11 protein-coding genes are annotated in these 16,073 nt (G+C 50.9%); 2 read left to right on the top strand and 9 right to left on the bottom strand.

Translation table 11 applies throughout. The features are described from left to right. Nucleotides 1-780: 780 nt before the first annotated feature. From J4864_RS11125 to J4864_RS11095, 7 genes are all read right to left on the bottom strand, one after another. Complete coding sequence (locus tag J4864_RS11125; RefSeq protein WP_211814916.1) at nucleotides 781-1,578, bottom strand: DUF5715 family protein; 798 nt, start codon at nucleotides 1,576-1,578, stop codon at nucleotides 781-783. A 215-nt stretch (nucleotides 1,579-1,793) separates the two neighbouring features. Continuing rightward, nucleotides 1,794-2,750 (bottom strand): hypothetical protein, encoded by a 957-nt coding sequence (locus tag J4864_RS11120; RefSeq protein WP_211814915.1) that lies wholly within the window; start codon nucleotides 2,748-2,750, stop codon nucleotides 1,794-1,796. 5 nt (nucleotides 2,751-2,755) lie between these two features. Beyond that, a complete protein-coding gene (locus J4864_RS11115; protein ID WP_211814914.1) occupies nucleotides 2,756-4,849 on the bottom strand; it encodes an alpha amylase C-terminal domain-containing protein in 2,094 nt (697 codons plus the stop codon). Nucleotides 4,850-4,889: 40 nt separating this feature from the next. Further along, nucleotides 4,890-6,002, bottom strand: coding sequence for an MORN repeat-containing protein (locus tag J4864_RS11110; protein WP_007367529.1), 1,113 nt, complete (start codon nucleotides 6,000-6,002; stop codon nucleotides 4,890-4,892). Nucleotides 6,003-6,889: 887 nt separating this feature from the next. Further along, nucleotides 6,890-7,315, bottom strand: a complete 426-nt coding sequence (locus tag J4864_RS11105; RefSeq protein WP_211814913.1) for a hypothetical protein — start codon at nucleotides 7,313-7,315, stop codon at nucleotides 6,890-6,892. Further along, nucleotides 7,312-8,829 (bottom strand): Y-family DNA polymerase, encoded by a 1,518-nt coding sequence (locus tag J4864_RS11100; RefSeq protein WP_211814912.1) that lies wholly within the window; start codon nucleotides 8,827-8,829, stop codon nucleotides 7,312-7,314. The genes J4864_RS11105 and J4864_RS11100 overlap by 4 nt, the downstream gene beginning before the upstream one ends. 167 nt (nucleotides 8,830-8,996) lie before the next feature. Continuing rightward, complete coding sequence (locus J4864_RS11095; RefSeq protein WP_007367525.1) at nucleotides 8,997-9,401, bottom strand: DUF8479 domain-containing protein; 405 nt, start codon at nucleotides 9,399-9,401, stop codon at nucleotides 8,997-8,999. A 173-nt stretch (nucleotides 9,402-9,574) separates the two neighbouring features. On the opposite strand from J4864_RS11095, the gene lepA reads away from it, so the two are divergent. After that, nucleotides 9,575-11,356 (top strand): translation elongation factor 4, encoded by a 1,782-nt coding sequence (lepA, locus tag J4864_RS11090; protein WP_211814911.1) that lies wholly within the window; start codon nucleotides 9,575-9,577, stop codon nucleotides 11,354-11,356. A gap of 33 nt (nucleotides 11,357-11,389) precedes the next feature. Further along, nucleotides 11,390-11,989 carry a Crp/Fnr family transcriptional regulator gene (locus tag J4864_RS11085; protein WP_007367523.1) on the top strand — a complete coding sequence of 200 codons (600 nt, stop codon included), beginning with the start codon at nucleotides 11,390-11,392 and terminating at the stop codon, nucleotides 11,987-11,989. Nucleotides 11,990-12,406: 417 nt separating this feature from the next. On the opposite strand, the gene J4864_RS11080 is transcribed toward J4864_RS11085, so the two are convergent. Both J4864_RS11080 and J4864_RS11075 read right to left on the bottom strand, forming a co-directional pair. Further along, a complete protein-coding gene (locus J4864_RS11080) occupies nucleotides 12,407-14,071 on the bottom strand; it encodes an AMP-binding protein (protein ID WP_211814910.1) in 1,665 nt (554 codons plus the stop codon). A 236-nt stretch (nucleotides 14,072-14,307) separates the two neighbouring features. Next, complete coding sequence (locus J4864_RS11075; RefSeq protein WP_211814909.1) at nucleotides 14,308-15,981, bottom strand: AMP-binding protein; 1,674 nt, start codon at nucleotides 15,979-15,981, stop codon at nucleotides 14,308-14,310. Nucleotides 15,982-16,073 lie beyond the last annotated feature (92 nt).

The following is a 16,073-nucleotide window of genomic DNA, read 5'->3' as shown; positions in this document are numbered from 1 at the left end:
GCCATGCTAAAGGCAGGAATGTGTTATGCCCGATAGCGAAGTTTACGAAGAGAGGGCATAACTTGTTCCTGCCAAAGACGAGGAGGATTTCAGCAAGACAATTAAACCGCTGAAATGACAGCCGAAAAGTCTGTCTAATAAGAAAAAAACAAGTGTTCTCTTTGGCCGTACAACACATTTTATTTATCTTTGTACCAATAACAAGAGTTGTTTGAAACGACAGCAAATCAAGGAAGTTCAGGGAATTTGAGTAGTAACCAAATCGTAACCCTTTTCCTTTTTTCAATTTTATAAGTATTTATAATCAAAGAGTTACAAAGAACTAACTCTTTTAGCTTCTAAAAGATGCCTGATTGACTTGCAAGGGATGCTCTTTTAGCGCATTACTAACGCCCTTTTGAAGTCCAATCAGGCACCTTTTTGAAACGGCTTGACAACCTGTTGATTTACTGCCGGTTGCGAACCTGCTTTTTTCGCACGTATTTGTATATTTGCAGCTGATTTGTTTGAAATTATGTAAAAGACTTTTCAATATCTTATCTGTATTTCCAACGAATTAAAATGAAAAGGCTTTTTGTATCGGAAGAGGATAATAGAACAGACAGTTGACAGTATTATCTATATCTTTGTTTAATGAATAGCTTTGGTTCTTCCGTTAAAGCTATACGGAAAGCCTCCACGCATTTAACGGAAGAACCGAAAAACAGGCTCATCAAAAAAACAGGAAGCCCTCTATGCAGACTTCCAGAATTACCATAAGCGAAAGAAAATGCGGAACTACTATCTTACCGTGATATGGAAACACCCCTGATGCTTCTCATGCTTGATAAAGCAGCGTCCCTGAGAACGGAGATCGTTCAGAACCTCGCTCAACACCCACTTCAGCGTATCATTCCGTACCGGACGGGTGATAGACGCATATTTGTTATAGGCGATGTCGAATGTCGTACCATACAGATGGCAGCTGTTTTCCGTTGCATTGTGATTGTGCCGCCGGAGTTTCTCCACGTCTTCCTTCGTTCTCAGCACACTTGATACCAGAAGTCTGTTCAAGGGTACTCCTTTCGTCTGCAGGCTGTCCATGAAGTTGCGTGCTATGTCCTGAAGCAGTATGGCCGCGCGCGGGACAAGATAAGGTACGCTGCTGTTCAGCCTCTTCATGTCGTAATAGGGGTTGCTTCCAATATAGACCAGTTCATTCTTCCGCTTCTCGGCATCCGTGCGACTGGCAACCGGTTTCACCCCATAGCGCAAAGCGGCATCCAGCTGCTGAGGCTGGGAGTCGGGAAAGCTCTCGTCATAATCCCGCACGCCTACTATTCTATTTTTCTTCAGTGATCCGTCAGCATTGAAGAAGTGCGACAGCTGCATGCGCCGTAACGTAGACTGCGATGTGACCTTGACCGAATCTGTTATCCTCTCTTTCTTTGCCTTCTCCCTCACCTCCCCGGCATATCGCCCCTGTCTTTTATCCCGTGCAATAGACGGGAACAGCAGCCTGATGACGGCCAGAAAGAGTGTGATGATGATGAAACCCAACAAAAAACGCTTCTTTGTTATCTTTGATTTTCGATTCATTGTCATGTATATAATTCATAAACCGGTGGATGTCGGACTGTCTCGGCAACACCTTATGGCGTATTCCTCCCTGTCTCTCTATAAAAAGGCTGGACGGAAGAGATCTGCGCTCCCCCTCTCGCCATACGGAGTCTGGAGTACCTTATGGCAGGCTCTGATCCGATGACTGCCTTACTGACTTGGCAAAGCTGTTACACTGTCCGGACAGCCGCTGCTCATCGTGCATAATAGTATGCCGCATAACTTCCGGACCTGTAGGGAGACTTCAGCTTTAAACCTTTTTGCCGGAGAGCGAAGATCTGACAGGCTTCCCGATAATAGGTCGGACGCAATGAGTCAACAGGATAATACTGTGGGAGATACCGCACAAAGTCATGCAGATTCCTATCCAGCAGGAATCCTGTCAGCTGGTAATTTGCCGAATTGCGCGTCACTTTAAACAGAATACTGTCCGGCAGCAGCCAGGAATGCACCTTCCCCGGACGGAGTATATGTGCTCCACCCACCAGCGGATAATAAAAGAGGCTGTCTGCCAGATGTCCCCGGCGTGCCACGGCATAGACCGTCAGCATAGAGATTACAGAATCGGCACGGTGCATCGTCCTTACGACATCCAATGCACCGGAATAGTCTTTCCGGTCAATCAAGGCTTCCACTCTGGCACGTTGATGGAAACATCTGTCTGTATTGCTGAAGACCCCAGTGAAGAGAATGAACACCAGGAACATAAGCAGACTGTTCCAAGTCAGCTGAGAGAGCGGACCGCAACTCCGAAGTTCCGGTTCGTACGGCTCATAACGCCTGACCGCAGCCACTACCAGCACATAGGCGACAAGCAGCAACGGAGCCGTCCAAAGCCAGGCACCGAATGTGACACCCTCCGCAGAGGGACGTATATCGGACAAGATCGTCAGAAAAAGGAAAGATGGAAAGTAAGTCAATGCAAAGCCTCGTTTGGATAATTTCGCCAGCGAACTGACACCTGTCTGCAACAGTTTCAGGGTGAAGGTAATCAGGACCGCTCCCGGCAAAGGACTGTAGAAGGTCTGTCCTCCCGAAGCCAGATGCTGCGTGACCGTCATTACATCCGCCTGAAAGAAGAACAAGTAGCAGAAAGCGAAGGTACAGAACAGCACCGAACAGACTATACGCATGAACTTACTTTCCATCATCACGCTTATTTCTTTCTCAGCACGACAGCACTGCGTGCAGGAATATAGAGTTTGAGCCAGCCCTTATGCTGGTCGGCATAAAGCGGATCCGGATTGGTGAAATGCTCGACGGAGTCATCGGCAAAACCATAGCCGCCGAACTTCTTGTCATCAGTGTTCAATACGACATGATAAGCCCCTTCCGGTACCAGGAAGCCATAGTCAGAATAGGAACGTGTCGGCGAGAAGTTGAACACGAAGACAAGCTCTCCCCTGCTGAAGGCCAGTATCTGGTCGCCGTCGTTGTGCCAGATTTCCTGGACAGGGGTCTCGTTGAACTTCTTCTCACTCTTGATCACCGCCAGCATTTCTCGGTCGAAATCGCCGAGATAATGGTAGCACAGTTCCTTGTTGTCCACCAGGTTCCACTGTCTGCGGGCATATTTATAGCCCCAGCCGTTTCCCTCCCGCGGGAAGTCTATCCATTCCGGATGACCGAACTCATTGCCCATGAAGTTCAGGTAACCTCCGTTGATGGCCGCTGCCGTGGCAAGCCGTATCATCTTGTGCAGGGCTATGCCGCGGTGTACCATCTCGGTCTCGTCGCCCTTGCGGAAGTGCCAGTACATATCGGCATCTATCAGACGGAAGATGATGGTCTTGTCGCCTACCAGTGCCTGGTCGTGTGATTCGCAGTAGGAGATGGTCTTCTCGTCTACACGGCGGTTCTTTATCTCCCAGAAGATGGACGACGGCTTCCATGCCTCATCCGGCAGTTCCTTGATCGTCTTGATCCAGTAGTCAGGGATATTCATGGCCATACGGTAGTCGAAGCCATAGCCGCCATCCTCGAACTTCGCTGCCAGTCCGGGCATACCCGACACTTCTTCGGCAATGGTAACGGCATGCTTGTTGACCTCATGGATAAGGCAGTTCGCCAGTGTAAGATAGCAGATGGCATTGTCGTCCTCGTGCCCGTTGAAATAATCACCGTAGTTGCAGAAAGCCTCTCCCAGCCCATGACTATAATAGAGCATGGAGGTCACACCGTCGAAGCGGAAACCATCGAAATGGTATTCCTCCAGCCAGTACTTACAATTGGAAAGGAGGAAGTGGAGCACCTCGTCCTTGCCATAGTCAAAGCAAAGTGAATCCCATGCCGGATGCTCGTGGCGGTCGCCGGGATAGAAGTACTGGTTGGGGTCGCCAGCCAGATTGCCCAGCCCCTCGACTTCATTCTTGACAGCATGAGAATGGACTATGTCCATGATGACGGCAATGCCGTTTCTGTGCGCCTCGTCGATCAGGGCCTTCAGCTCTTCGGGCGTGCCGAAACGCGAACTGGCTGCGAAGAAAGAACTCACATGATAACCGAAGCTGCCATAATAAGGATGCTCCTGTATCGCCATAATCTGAATGGCGTTGTATCCGTCCTTGATGATCCGCGGCAGCACTTTCTCGCGGAACTCGTTGTAACTGCCTACTTTCTCAGCATCCTGTGCCATACCGATATGGCACTCGTAAATCAACAGGGGAGAAGTCTGGGGCCTGAAGGTCTTTTTCTTCCAGACGTATGGTTTCTCAGGAGCCCATACCTGTGCGGAGAATATCTTGCTCGTCTCGTCCTGTACGACACGCTGCGCCCAGGCCGGAATCCGTTCGCCTTCTCCACCCTGCCAGTGTACCCGCATCTTATAGAACTGTCCGTGCTGCATCGCCTTGCGCGGAAGGGTGAGTTCCCAGTCTCCTGTCCCTTCGAGTCTATGACACAGATAGGCCTCCTCCTCCTTCCAGTCATTGAAGTCACCGACAAGGTAAATCGCCGTTGCATTCGGTGCCCATTCACGGAACACCCAGCCATCTGGTGTAAGGTGCAAGCCATAGTAATCATGACCGTTAGCGAAGTCTGAGAGTGTCAGCTTACCATGCTGCGTAAGCTCATTCATCTTCCACAAGGCATGCTCGTGCCGCCCGCGTATCGCATCCTCATAAGGAGCCAGATAGGCATCGTCTCTTACGAGACCTATGTGAGCGGTCTCGGTCGTACATTTTACTTTCGTCTTTCCGGCTGGAGCCTTCTTGACTGGAGCCTTCTTGGTTGTGGTCTTCTTTGTTACCATGGTGAAAAAGCTTTATGTTTGTTGTTATATTTTATGAAGCCTAATTCGTATAGCGCTTCCCGCTCTCATAATGGCCGCTTGCGGTCACCTTCCCGTTCCTGTCCCGCTCGATAAACTTTCCGTCGCGGCGGTCGTCCCTGTAACTGCCTTCAAAGCGGACACCTTCTGCCGACTCCTCGACGGCACTTCCATTGCGTTTTCCATTGTGATAGCTGCCCCGGAATTTGCTTCCGTCGGCATAATGGATAATGACAAGTCCCTCGACAACTCCGTTCCTGAACTGTCCTTCATAGACATCCTGGTTTTTCTTCGTCAGCTTGCCTTGTCCGTTCTGCACTCCTTTCTCCCAATAGCCGGTGTATATGTCGCCGTTGTGCCACGACATCGTACCGAAGCCGGACTTGAGACCTTTCAGGAAATGCCCCGAATACTGGTCACCGTTCTTGTAGCGGAAAATCCCCTGCCCCGTACGTTCGCCATCCACATATTCTCCCTCATAGCTTTCGCCGTCCTTGAACTTGTAGATTCCCTTTCCGTTCTGCAGGTCATTCTTCCATTCGCCGTTATACTCGTCCCCATCCGCATAGATGTAGATGCCCTTTCCCTCTTTCAGGTTGTTGACCCAGTCTCCCGTGAATGAGGAGTGGTCCGGCCAGCAGAACCGCCCATGTCCGTTCTTCATGTCGTTCTTCCATGCGCCATCGTAGAAAGCACCATTGGCAAAGATATACTTTCCGTCTCCGCTGCGCTTGTCATGGTCCCAGTTGCCGACATACTTGTCACCGTTGTAATAATACATCGTCCCCTGTCCCTGCTGATAGTCCTTATACCATAGGCCGTCGTAGCGGTTGCCATTGGAAAAATAATAAACACCCTGTCCGTGCTGCTGGTCCTGAAACCACTGTCCAACATATTTCTCACCATCGGCAAAGGTATAAGTTCCCTGTCCCTGCCGCAGCCCTTTCATATACTCGCCCTCATAGACATTGCCTTTCTTATAGGTGGTTTTCCCCCTTCCGTTCGGCTTCCCCCGGAACATCTGCCCATGGTAGCTGCCTCCGTCTCTCGTCGTACAATTCCCTATTTCAATCTTTTGCGCAAAGAGACAGGAGGGGATAAAAAGCAACAATATGATGATATGTCTATTTCTCACGTCATTCGGTTTTAAGTCCGTGTAAAGTTGAATATAACCTTAATGCAAAGATACTTATTTCCAATGAAAGCAACAAATTTATAAATCTTTTTTAAGGTTCTTCCGTTAAATGCGTAGATATTTTATCTTTAAGTTTATAAAAAGGGTTTTTCCGTTAAATGCGCGGATGTTTTCCGTATAGCTTTAACGGAAGAACCGAAGTGGTTCATTCGACAAAAACATAGCCAAGACTGTCTTGGCTGGCTATTCTATCATCATCTCCTCCGATACAAAAGACCTTTCGTTTTAATACGTTTCAAATACAGATAAGGTTTTGAAAAGTCATTACATAATTTCAAGCAAATCATCTGCAAATATAAAAAGACACGTGCAAAAAGCAAGTCTGCAACCAGCAGTAAATCAATTGGTTGTCAATCCGTTTTTAAAAGGTGCTTGATTGGACTTCAAAAGAGCGTTAGTAACGTGTAAAAAGAGCATCAGTTGCAAGTCAATCAGGCATCTTTTAGAAGCCAAAAGGGCATGTGTTGCCTTGCGTTGCATGAAAACAGTTTACAAACACCGATGACAGGGGAATAAGTTGTCTGTAGAAGACGGAAAGACCTGCTGATGGACAGGCATCGCATCAATTCGCCTTTACTGCATTTTATCTTGCCATTCATCCTCCTTTGCAATACCAGCCAATTCTGGACAGTCATACCGTGCAAGCGCATAAGCCTTTAACCTTCCAATCTACGCATTTAACGGAAGAAACTTTTTTTATACTAACCTGTCAATAACCCATGAAAAGCGTAGTACGGCCAGCTGCGTGCTGATACAGGGAGGCCTGCGCTCTGATGGCCAGGGCGGAAAGGGCTCCCGTTACCGGGAATGGACGACGCCCGCGCCTGCTACCCTTCATCTGGCAGGAATACATCGCCTTCCAGCGCAACAATGGCATCGATACGAATCAGCCCGCCATCCTCCATCTGTATCATGCGTCCATCGTCATGAATCTCCTTGACGACTCCCTTTGCGACCACATAAGTTCCGCCGGCCTTACGTGCATCCGGCTGGAAATATGTGATCGAGACGACCGGATGCCCTGCCAGACGTGTGGCGAGTTCGATGAGTCTCCGGTCGAGCAGGCGGCGGCCATCCTCCTCCAGTTCCATTTCCGACACCGTCGGACGCGCCGTCTCGGCGATCGCTTCCCCGTATCCGGCAAGAGCGGCAAAGGGTGCGAACTGCGCTGCACGGTTATAAAGGCTCATCTGCGGATGCCGCTTCGAAACATGATGGGGAAGATGGAGAATGTCATCATAACTGTCTGTCATGCCTTATGCCCTCCTATCTGTCCGTTTCGTTCCCTTGCCGTAGAGCCTTCTTCAAAGTTCAGGCCCCGGAGCAGGGCATTCTTGCCGAACTTGTGCTTGATGTTGATGATGGTCTCCTGCATCCTCCGTTCACGGGCATACCGTGCCGCTTCGGCCTGTCTTTTCTTTTCCTCCATCTCATGATCCGCAAACAGCTCCAGTTCGACAGGCCCGGCCGCCTGCCTCACCTGTGCTTCACGGATCACATGACTGGCAGAGATATTCAGCCTCCTGATGAGCAGTCTGCGGTCTACGATCTCATCATAAAGGGCAAGGACGGCTTTACCGATCTGCTGTGAGGAAGATGTGAAGTGAGGAAGACGGGCTGTGCCATGGACGCTCTTCGGAACTTTACGCCCATACCAGTCGACAGAAACCGGACCGGCATATCCGCAGCCTGCCGAGGAGGTCAGGCTCTCACGGTCGTACCCCACAGAGAGGACAAGCTGGCCTGCCACACAACGCTTCTCCACAAGGTCCAGGGCAATGGCATCCGCCATCTCCTGCACGACGACCCTCGCCTTGCGGAAGGGGTAAGCCGCCTGCAGCACCTGTCCGCTGCTCATCGAATTGCTTTCCGGGCGATAGGCCTTCACCATCTCCATCGTGCAAGGTTCCCAGCCCCAGGCATGGTCGATAAGAAGTTCGGCATTGACACCGAAGAGCCGGTAGAACAGTTCTTCCTGCTCGATGGAGCAGCGTGCAATCTTCCCCATCGTGTCAATACCGTATGCGTCTAACCGCTGTGCGATTCCCCTTCCGACACGCCAGAAGTCGGTCAGCGGCCGATGACTCCAAAGTTTCTCCCGGTAGCTCTGCTCGTCCAGTTCGGCTATGCGCACACCGTCCTTGTCGGCAGGGATATGCTTGGCGACAATATCCATCGCCACCTTGCAGAGATACATATTCGTACCGATGCCTGCCGTCGCCGTGATTCCTGTCTCCCGCAATATGTCACGGATCATCTTCCTTGCCAGCTCATGCGCCGTCATCCTGTAACTGTAAAGATACGACGTGGCGTCGATGAATACCTCGTCGATCGAATAGACATGGATATCCTCTGGTGCGATATACCTCAGGTAAATCTCATATATCCGTGCGCTTTGCCGGATGTAATGCGCCATCCTCGGGACTGCCGCAATGTAATCTATTTCCCAATCGGGATGCCGCTCCAGTTCCTTTGCATCGTATGACTTCCCCGTGAAGGCTTTTCCTGCCAAGGAACTCCGCCTGCCGTTGACCTCCCGCAGGTGCTGCACCACCTCAAACAGACGTGCGCGTCCGGGGATGCCGTATGCCTTCAGCGAGGGCGATACGGCCAGGCAGATCGTTTTCTCCGTCCGGCTGACATCCGCAACGACAAGGTGGGTGGTCAGTGGGTCAAGTCCACGCTCGGCACACTCCACACTGGCATAGAACGATTTGAGGTCTATGGCAATGTAAGTTCTTGTGGATGAGGATTCTGATGAATACATAATTGGTACTGAAAGTTAGAGCAGCTAGAAGAACCAGAGAGCCGGAAGAAGTCAAAGGAATCAAGCCGACAACATCTCCGCTCCGCCCGGACATCTCCTACACATCAGCAGATGAAAGCAACGGCTTACCTCCTTCAACACCTTTAGCTCTTTCCCGACTCCCGTAATCAACGCTGATAATCTTTCGCCGTGTAGGTCACATCAAACAACACCTTCGAAGGAGCTTTCTCTGAGTGATAAGTATAGCGGAAACTGAAGCCGGCATCCTTGTATCCCTTTGTTCCCGGGTCAGCCTTCAAGGCTTCGCCCAGAGCTCTCCGCAGTTCTGCCTTTTTCGAGGTGACGGCCTTCTCATTGTCTGCAACCCCCAGCAGCGTATGATAATAATGGATTGTACGGGACGACGGTTCGAACACCATACTGTCCATCCTCGTGTTGTTCACATCAGGTGTCGGACATTTTCTCTCCGTATATTCCTTACATTCTCGTGCCGCCCTGTCCTCCAGGCTACGATGGCAGGAGGAGAAAGCAAGCAGCAGAGCAACTGTATAAAGCAAGTGTTTCTTTCTCATTCGACGGATCTTAAAGCAGGGACGGGAAAGCTGTGCAAAGCTGTTTAGTCACACGTCATCCCACCTCGTATATGCGTTGCAAAGTTAACAAAAAATAGTCAATTTCTTACTTTCCCGTTATCAATTCTCGGCAAAAATGAGTATATTTGCACTTTGAAAACAGAGACAAATAGATGAATCACATAAGAAATTTCTGCATCATTGCCCATATCGACCATGGAAAGTCAACTCTGGCCGACCGTCTACTTGAATACACACAGACAATCAAGATCACGGAAGGGCAGATGCTCGATGATATGGATCTGGAGCGTGAGCGCGGCATTACCATCAAGAGCCATGCCATCCAGATGGAGTACACTTCAGGCAAGGAAAAATATGTACTGAACCTCATTGACACGCCGGGACACGTTGACTTTTCCTATGAAGTGTCGCGAAGCATTGCCGCATGTGAAGGGGCTTTGCTCATCGTGGACGCGACACAGGGCGTACAGGCCCAGACCATCTCCAACCTTTACATGGCCATCGACCACAATCTGGAAATCATCCCTGTCATCAACAAAATAGATATGCCCAATGCCATGCCGGAGGAGGTAGAAGATGAAATCGTTGACCTCATCGGATGTGATCCGGAAGACATCATCCGGGCCAGCGGCAAGACAGGTGAGGGCGTACCGGAGATTCTCGAAGCCATCGTCAAGCGGATTCCGGCACCTGAAGGAGACGTGAAGGCACCGCTGCAGGCGCTCATCTTCGATTCCATCTTCAATTCGTTCCGGGGCATCATCACACTCTGCAAGGTAGAGAATGGTGTCATAAGAAAAGGCGACAAAGTGAAGTTCGTACAGACAGGGATGGAATATACGGCAGACGAGGTGGGAGTACTGAAGATGGATATGGTACCTGCCCCACAGCTGTCTACCGGCGAAGTAGGATACATCATCTCGGGTATCAAGAACGCTACCGAGGTGAAGGTAGGCGATACCGTCACCCACATCGAGCATCCCTGCCGGCAGGCGATTGAGGGCTTCCAGGAAGTGAAGCCGATGGTTTTCGCAGGCGTCTACCCCATCGACCCGAACGACTATGAGAATCTCCGCGCCTCCCTGGAGAAACTGCAGCTCAATGATGCCTCGCTCACCTTCCAGCCTGAAAGTTCGCAGGCACTGGGCTTCGGCTTCCGCTGCGGCTTTCTGGGACTGCTCCACATGGAGATCATCCAGGAGCGGCTCGACCGTGAGTTCAACATGGACGTCATCACCACCGTTCCTAATGTAAGCTATAAGGTTTACGACAAACAGGGGAACGTGAAGGAGGTCCACAACCCGTCCGGACTGCCGGACCAGACGATGATCGACCATATAGAGGAGCCTTACATCCGGGCTTCCATCATCACTTCCAGCGATTATATCGGCCCCATCATGACGCTCTGCCTCGACAAGAGAGGTGAACTCGTCAGTCAGAACTACGTGAGTGGAAACCGGCTGGAACTCATCTTCATGATTCCTCTGGGCGAGATCGTGATTGACTTCTACGACAAACTGAAGAGCATTTCCAAGGGCTATGCCTCCTTCGACTATCACATCGACTCGTTCCGACCGTCGAAGCTGGCGAAACTCGACATACTGCTGAACGGAGAGCCGGTCGATGCCCTGTCCACCCTGACGCACGAGAGCAATGCGGTCGTCTTCGGCAGAAGGATGTGCGAGAAACTGAAGGACCTGATTCCACGCCAGCAGTTCGACATCGCCATCCAGGCGGCCATCGGTGCCAAAATCGTGGCGCGCGAGACCGTAAAACAGGTACGGAAGGATGTGACAGCCAAGTGTTACGGAGGTGACATCAGCCGCAAGCGTAAACTGCTGGAGAAACAGAAGAAGGGCAAGAAGCGCATGAAGCAGATCGGGAACGTACAGGTTCCGCAGAAAGCATTCCTCGCCGTATTGAAGCTGGACTAAAAGACAAAAGAGAAACAAGAAAGGAAAGGAAAGATGAAAGAATTGGTCAACGACACAAGAGATATAGCACGTGAACTTGCACGGAAATACAGTACGATGACCCATGACGAACTGGACGTATTGGAAAGTATCCTTGTGCCCATGAAATTCGCCAAAGGACAGATGATTCTGAGTGAAGGGGAGACCTGCCGCCATTTCTATTACATAGAGCGGGGGCTTATACGCCAGTTCTACTTCAAGAACGGAAAGCAGATTACCGAGCACCTGGGAGAAGACAGGACCATCTTCATGTGCATCGAGAGCCTGTTCCGTGAAGAACCTACGAGATTGCAGGTGGAAGCGTTGGAGCCGACACAGGTATATGCACTGCCCAAACAGAAGCTGGAGCAGGTGGCTCTCCACAATGTGAACATTCAGATTCTCTACCGTAAGATACTGGAGGAGAGCCTCATCACCTCACAGATCCATGCCGACCTCGTACGCTTTGAGACGGCACAGGCACGTTACAAGCGGATGTGCAAACTCAACCCGCAGGTTGTCCTACGCGCTCCGCTGGTCTATATAGCCAGCTATCTGCAGATGACTCCCGAGACCTTGAGCCGTGTCCGTTCGTCAACACTGCTGGATGACTAAGCTTGCGCCCGGGAAGTCCTGCATTGCCATTCCCGTCCGATGATCCCCCTGTCCCGTCTGTCCTCTCTTTCTTGGCACGCCGCCTGCCGAGCCTATCCTCAGCCGACATAGCCTCTATGCGGACTGCGAAGAGACTGCTGAACACACCGTATCAAAGCAGAGGTCACGATGTCTGCGAAAGCTGGCAGCGGTTCATCCGCATTCGGACGGAAGACGCGAAGAGCGGGCGATGTTCATGCCGACGACAGCACCCGTTGCGGATTCTTTCAGAACCGGCTCTAAAAGAAACAACAAATCCTTCTACCCTGCATCACCTGCTGAGGTAGAAGGATTTTTTCATGTGGTTTTGTATCTTCGTAGACTGGGTCAGGATTATGACAACGGTCACATTCCGTTCCTACGGAAGCCATTGCGGGGTTACCGGGCATAGAGAAATCGTTTGATAGACTTCTTGGGTGTCTTCTCGAACTCCTCTTCCTGAATGCGAATCTCCGCTACTTTACAGTAGGCAGGCACGATGGTGTTCAACTGCGTGCGGTTTTCCTCCATGATGCTCTTGATGTCCTCCGCATTCAGTCCGAGGTTCTGGGCTTCATCGTAATCGGGATGTACCAGTGCGATGAGCTTTTCCCCTTTCTGTATCACCAGGCACTCATTGACCAGAGGCAGAGAGTTCAGCTTGTCTTCAATCTCCTCCGGATAGATGTTCTGGCCGTTGCTGCCCAGCAGCATATTCTTCGAGCGTCCTTTGATAAACACATTCCCGTCCTCATCCATCAGACCGAGGTCACCCGTATGGAACCATCCGTCCTTGTCGATCGTACGGGCAGTGTCCTCCTCGTTCTTATAATAGCCCAAAAGGACATTGGGACCTTTCGTAAGGATTTCACCCGGCACATGGGCAGGGGCTGTACTGTCAATCCGGACTTCCTGATGGAGGGCGGCCTGTCCGCAGGATCCCTGTTTGAAGGTATGCCAGTCACGGTAACAGATAATCGGGCCGCACTCCGTCGCACCATACCCTACGGTATAGGGGAAATCTATACGGCGAAGGAAACTTTCAATCTCTCCATTCAGGGCTGCACCGCCGATGATTATCTCATACAGGTTGCCGCCGAAAGCCTGATAGACCTGCTCGCGGATCTTCTCACGGACTTTCTTGTTGATTACCGGCATATTCAGCAGGAGACGCATACGGTTGTTCTGGATCTTCGGGAACACCTTTTTGCGGATGATCTTCTCGATGACCAGCGGTACGGCAATCATGATGACCGGTTTCACCTCCAGCAACGCCTGGGAGATGACGGCAGGCGAAGGGATGCGCGTCAGGTAGAAGATGTGAACCCCTGAAAGGAACTCGTAGAGGAACTCAAATGCCATGCCATACATGTGCGCCATCGGCAGGATGCTGATCACGTTGCAGCCCGGCTTCACGATATTGCCCAACACGTGCTTTGCGAAGTCGGAATTGCTCCACAGGGAACGGTAAGGCAGCATCACTCCCTTCGAACGCCCCGTCGTACCGCTCGTATAATTGACAAGTGCCAGTTCGTCGGGACTCTGTTCACGGTAATAATGTACATGTTCCGGGCGGAAATACTTCGGATAACGTTTCCCGAACTCTTCATTCAGATGTTCGCGGGCATAAGTAAGCCGGTCCGTACGGCTCACAACCAGGGAATAATCAGGTATATAGATGATTCCCTCCAGTCCCGGCATCTTCGTCGCATCGACCTGTGTGACGACCACGTCGCCGACAAAGAGCAGCTTGGCATCAGAATGGTTCACTATATTGTGAATCTGCTCGGGCATGAACTCATGCAGGATCGGTACAGCCACCGCCCCATAGGTGATCACCGCCAGAAATGCAGCGGCCCAGGCCGAAGAGTTGCGTCCGCAAAGCGCAATCTTGTCGCCCCGGTGCACGCCACTCGCCTCGAACATAATATGCAGTTTCTCGATCTTTCTGGCTACATCATGATACTGGAGGGTCTTGCCTTTATAATCCGTAAGAGCATCAAGGTCCCAATGCTCAATGATACTCTTCTCTACTAATTCATTAAAACTCGGAATATGTTCCATTGCACATTTTTTCAATCTATGTGCAAAGGTACATACTTATCCGCACATTTCAAAATATAATGTGCAGAAATATACGATGCCCAGGCGATAATCTGCCTGTTACAGCAACAAGAGCCACAGAACGGACAACAGAAAGAAAGAATGTACAGAAAGAACGGGCCGAAACAGAAAAAACATTCTGCCTCCCACTTCTTTCTGTACATCAGTTATTTCCGCAGCACCTGCCGCATCCGGACTTACGGCCTGGGGACCTCCTGATAGAGATAGCGCTTGATGCTTTTCTTCGGGGTCTTGGCGAACTCCTCGTCACGCAGCTCGATGGAGGAGAGATGGCAGAAGGACGGGAGGGAATTGTTCAGCTCGATCCGGTTCTGTTCCATGATGTCCTGCAGATCGGAGGCAGAGAAGTTCATCTCTTTCGCCTCTTCCATCTCCGGATAAACCAGTCCCACCAGTTCATTGCCACGCTGAATGATGACAGACTCGCTTACCATCGTCATAGAGTTCAGTCTGTCTTCTATTTCTTCGGGGTAGACATTCTGCCCGTTTGAACCTAAAAGCATGTTCTTGATACGCCCGCGGATAAACACATGGCCGTCTTCGCTCATCGTGGCAAGGTCGCCTGTATGATACCAGCCATCAGCATCGAGCACGGCTTCTGTCGCTTCCACATTCTTATAATAACCCAGCATGATATTCTCGCCCCTGGCAAGGATCTCGCCCGGAATACCGGCAGGATCAGGACTTGCTATCTTCACTTCCATGTTCACGACCGGTGTTCCGCACGATCCCGGACAGAAGTCCTTGTAATCGCTGTAAGTAATCATCGGCCCCGTTTCCGTCGCACCATATCCGCTGGTAATCGGGAAATCTATTCCCGTCAGAAAGTCCTCTATCTCCTTGTTGAGGGCGGCTCCGCCGGTCATCACCTCATACGCATTGCCTCCGAAGACCTCCATCACCATGGCACGGATCTTTTCCTTCACCTTCTTGTTCACCATGGGCATCATCAGCAGCATCCTCGTCGCCTTGTTCTGTATCTTTGGGAACACCTTCTTGCGGATGATCTTCTCAACGACCATCGGGACAGCCACGACGATCGCCGGATGGATGTCAGCACAGGCCTGGGCAATCAGCGAAGGGCTAGGCAGGCGGGTGAGGAAGAACAGATGGCTGCCGAAGCAGAACTCGCTCAGAAACTCACAGATCATACCGTACATATGCGCCATCGGCAGCATGCTGAGCACATTGCTTCCCGCCTTGATGTGCGGCTTCAGTGCCTCTATGGTCCAGTCCAGATTGCTGCGGAGAGACCGGTAACTCAGCATGACCCCCTTGGAGAATCCCGTGGTGCCGCTGGTATAATTGATCAATGCAAGATCGTCCGGCGCATCCTTGAAGTAGTCTACGTGTTCTGCATGAAAATATTTCGGATACCTGTGTCCGAACATCGCATTGAGATGCTCGCGTGCATAGGTCAGTGTTTCCGAACGTGAGAGGATCAGGGAGTTGTCCGGCAGATAGATGATTCCCTCCAGAAGCGGCATCTGTTCCCCGTCAATCGTAGTGGCAACCACGTCACCGACGAAGAGCAGCCTCGCTTCAGAATGGTTCACGATATTGTACACCTGTTCCGGTTTGAACTCGTGCTGGACGGGGACTGCCACAGCGCCAAATGTAAGCGTGGCGAGAAAGGCGACCGCCCATGCCGATGAGTTCCGCCCGCAGAGAGCGACCTTGTCTCCCCGTTTCAGACCGCTGTTTTCAAAAAGAATGTGCAGTTTCTCTATCTTGCGGGCTACGTCATGGTACTGCAGCGTAGCGCCCAGATAGTCTGTAAGGGCATCCTTGTCCCAGTTATCCTTGATGCTACTCTCTATGTATGCGTTAAAACTTATTACAGGCTCCATTGCACAAAAATATGATTCGCGTGCAAAGGTAAACAAATTCCTGCACAGATACAAATACTTTGTGCAGGAAATTTCGTCTCCACCGGATTGTT

It is taken from the genome of Prevotella multiformis (assembly GCF_018127985.1).
Classification (GTDB): Bacteria; Bacteroidota; Bacteroidia; order Bacteroidales; family Bacteroidaceae; genus Prevotella; species Prevotella multiformis.
Note: the sequence above shows the minus strand (reverse complement) of the source record. Positions and strands in the feature narration are given on the sequence as shown.

Bases quoted from the DNA above. Each gene is read 5' to 3' on its own strand.
- J4864_RS11125 (WP_211814916.1), bottom strand. From the start codon at position 1,578: ATGAATCGAAAATCAAAGATAACAAAGAAGCGTTTTTTGTTGGGTTTC.
- J4864_RS11120 (WP_211814915.1), bottom strand. From the start codon at position 2,750: ATGATGGAAAGTAAGTTCATGCGTATAGTCTGTTCGGTGCTGTTCTGT.
- J4864_RS11115 (WP_211814914.1), bottom strand. From the start codon at position 4,849: ATGGTAACAAAGAAGACCACAACCAAGAAGGCTCCAGTCAAGAAGGCT.
- J4864_RS11105 (WP_211814913.1), bottom strand. From the start codon at position 7,315: ATGACAGACAGTTATGATGACATTCTCCATCTTCCCCATCATGTTTCG.
- J4864_RS11100 (WP_211814912.1), bottom strand. From the start codon at position 8,829: ATGTATTCATCAGAATCCTCATCCACAAGAACTTACATTGCCATAGAC.
- J4864_RS11095 (WP_007367525.1), bottom strand. From the start codon at position 9,401: ATGAGAAAGAAACACTTGCTTTATACAGTTGCTCTGCTGCTTGCTTTC.
- lepA (WP_211814911.1), top strand. From the start codon at position 9,575: ATGAATCACATAAGAAATTTCTGCATCATTGCCCATATCGACCATGGA.
- J4864_RS11085 (WP_007367523.1), top strand. From the start codon at position 11,390: ATGAAAGAATTGGTCAACGACACAAGAGATATAGCACGTGAACTTGCA.
- J4864_RS11080 (WP_211814910.1), bottom strand. From the start codon at position 14,071: ATGGAACATATTCCGAGTTTTAATGAATTAGTAGAGAAGAGTATCATT.
- J4864_RS11075 (WP_211814909.1), bottom strand. From the start codon at position 15,981: ATGGAGCCTGTAATAAGTTTTAACGCATACATAGAGAGTAGCATCAAG.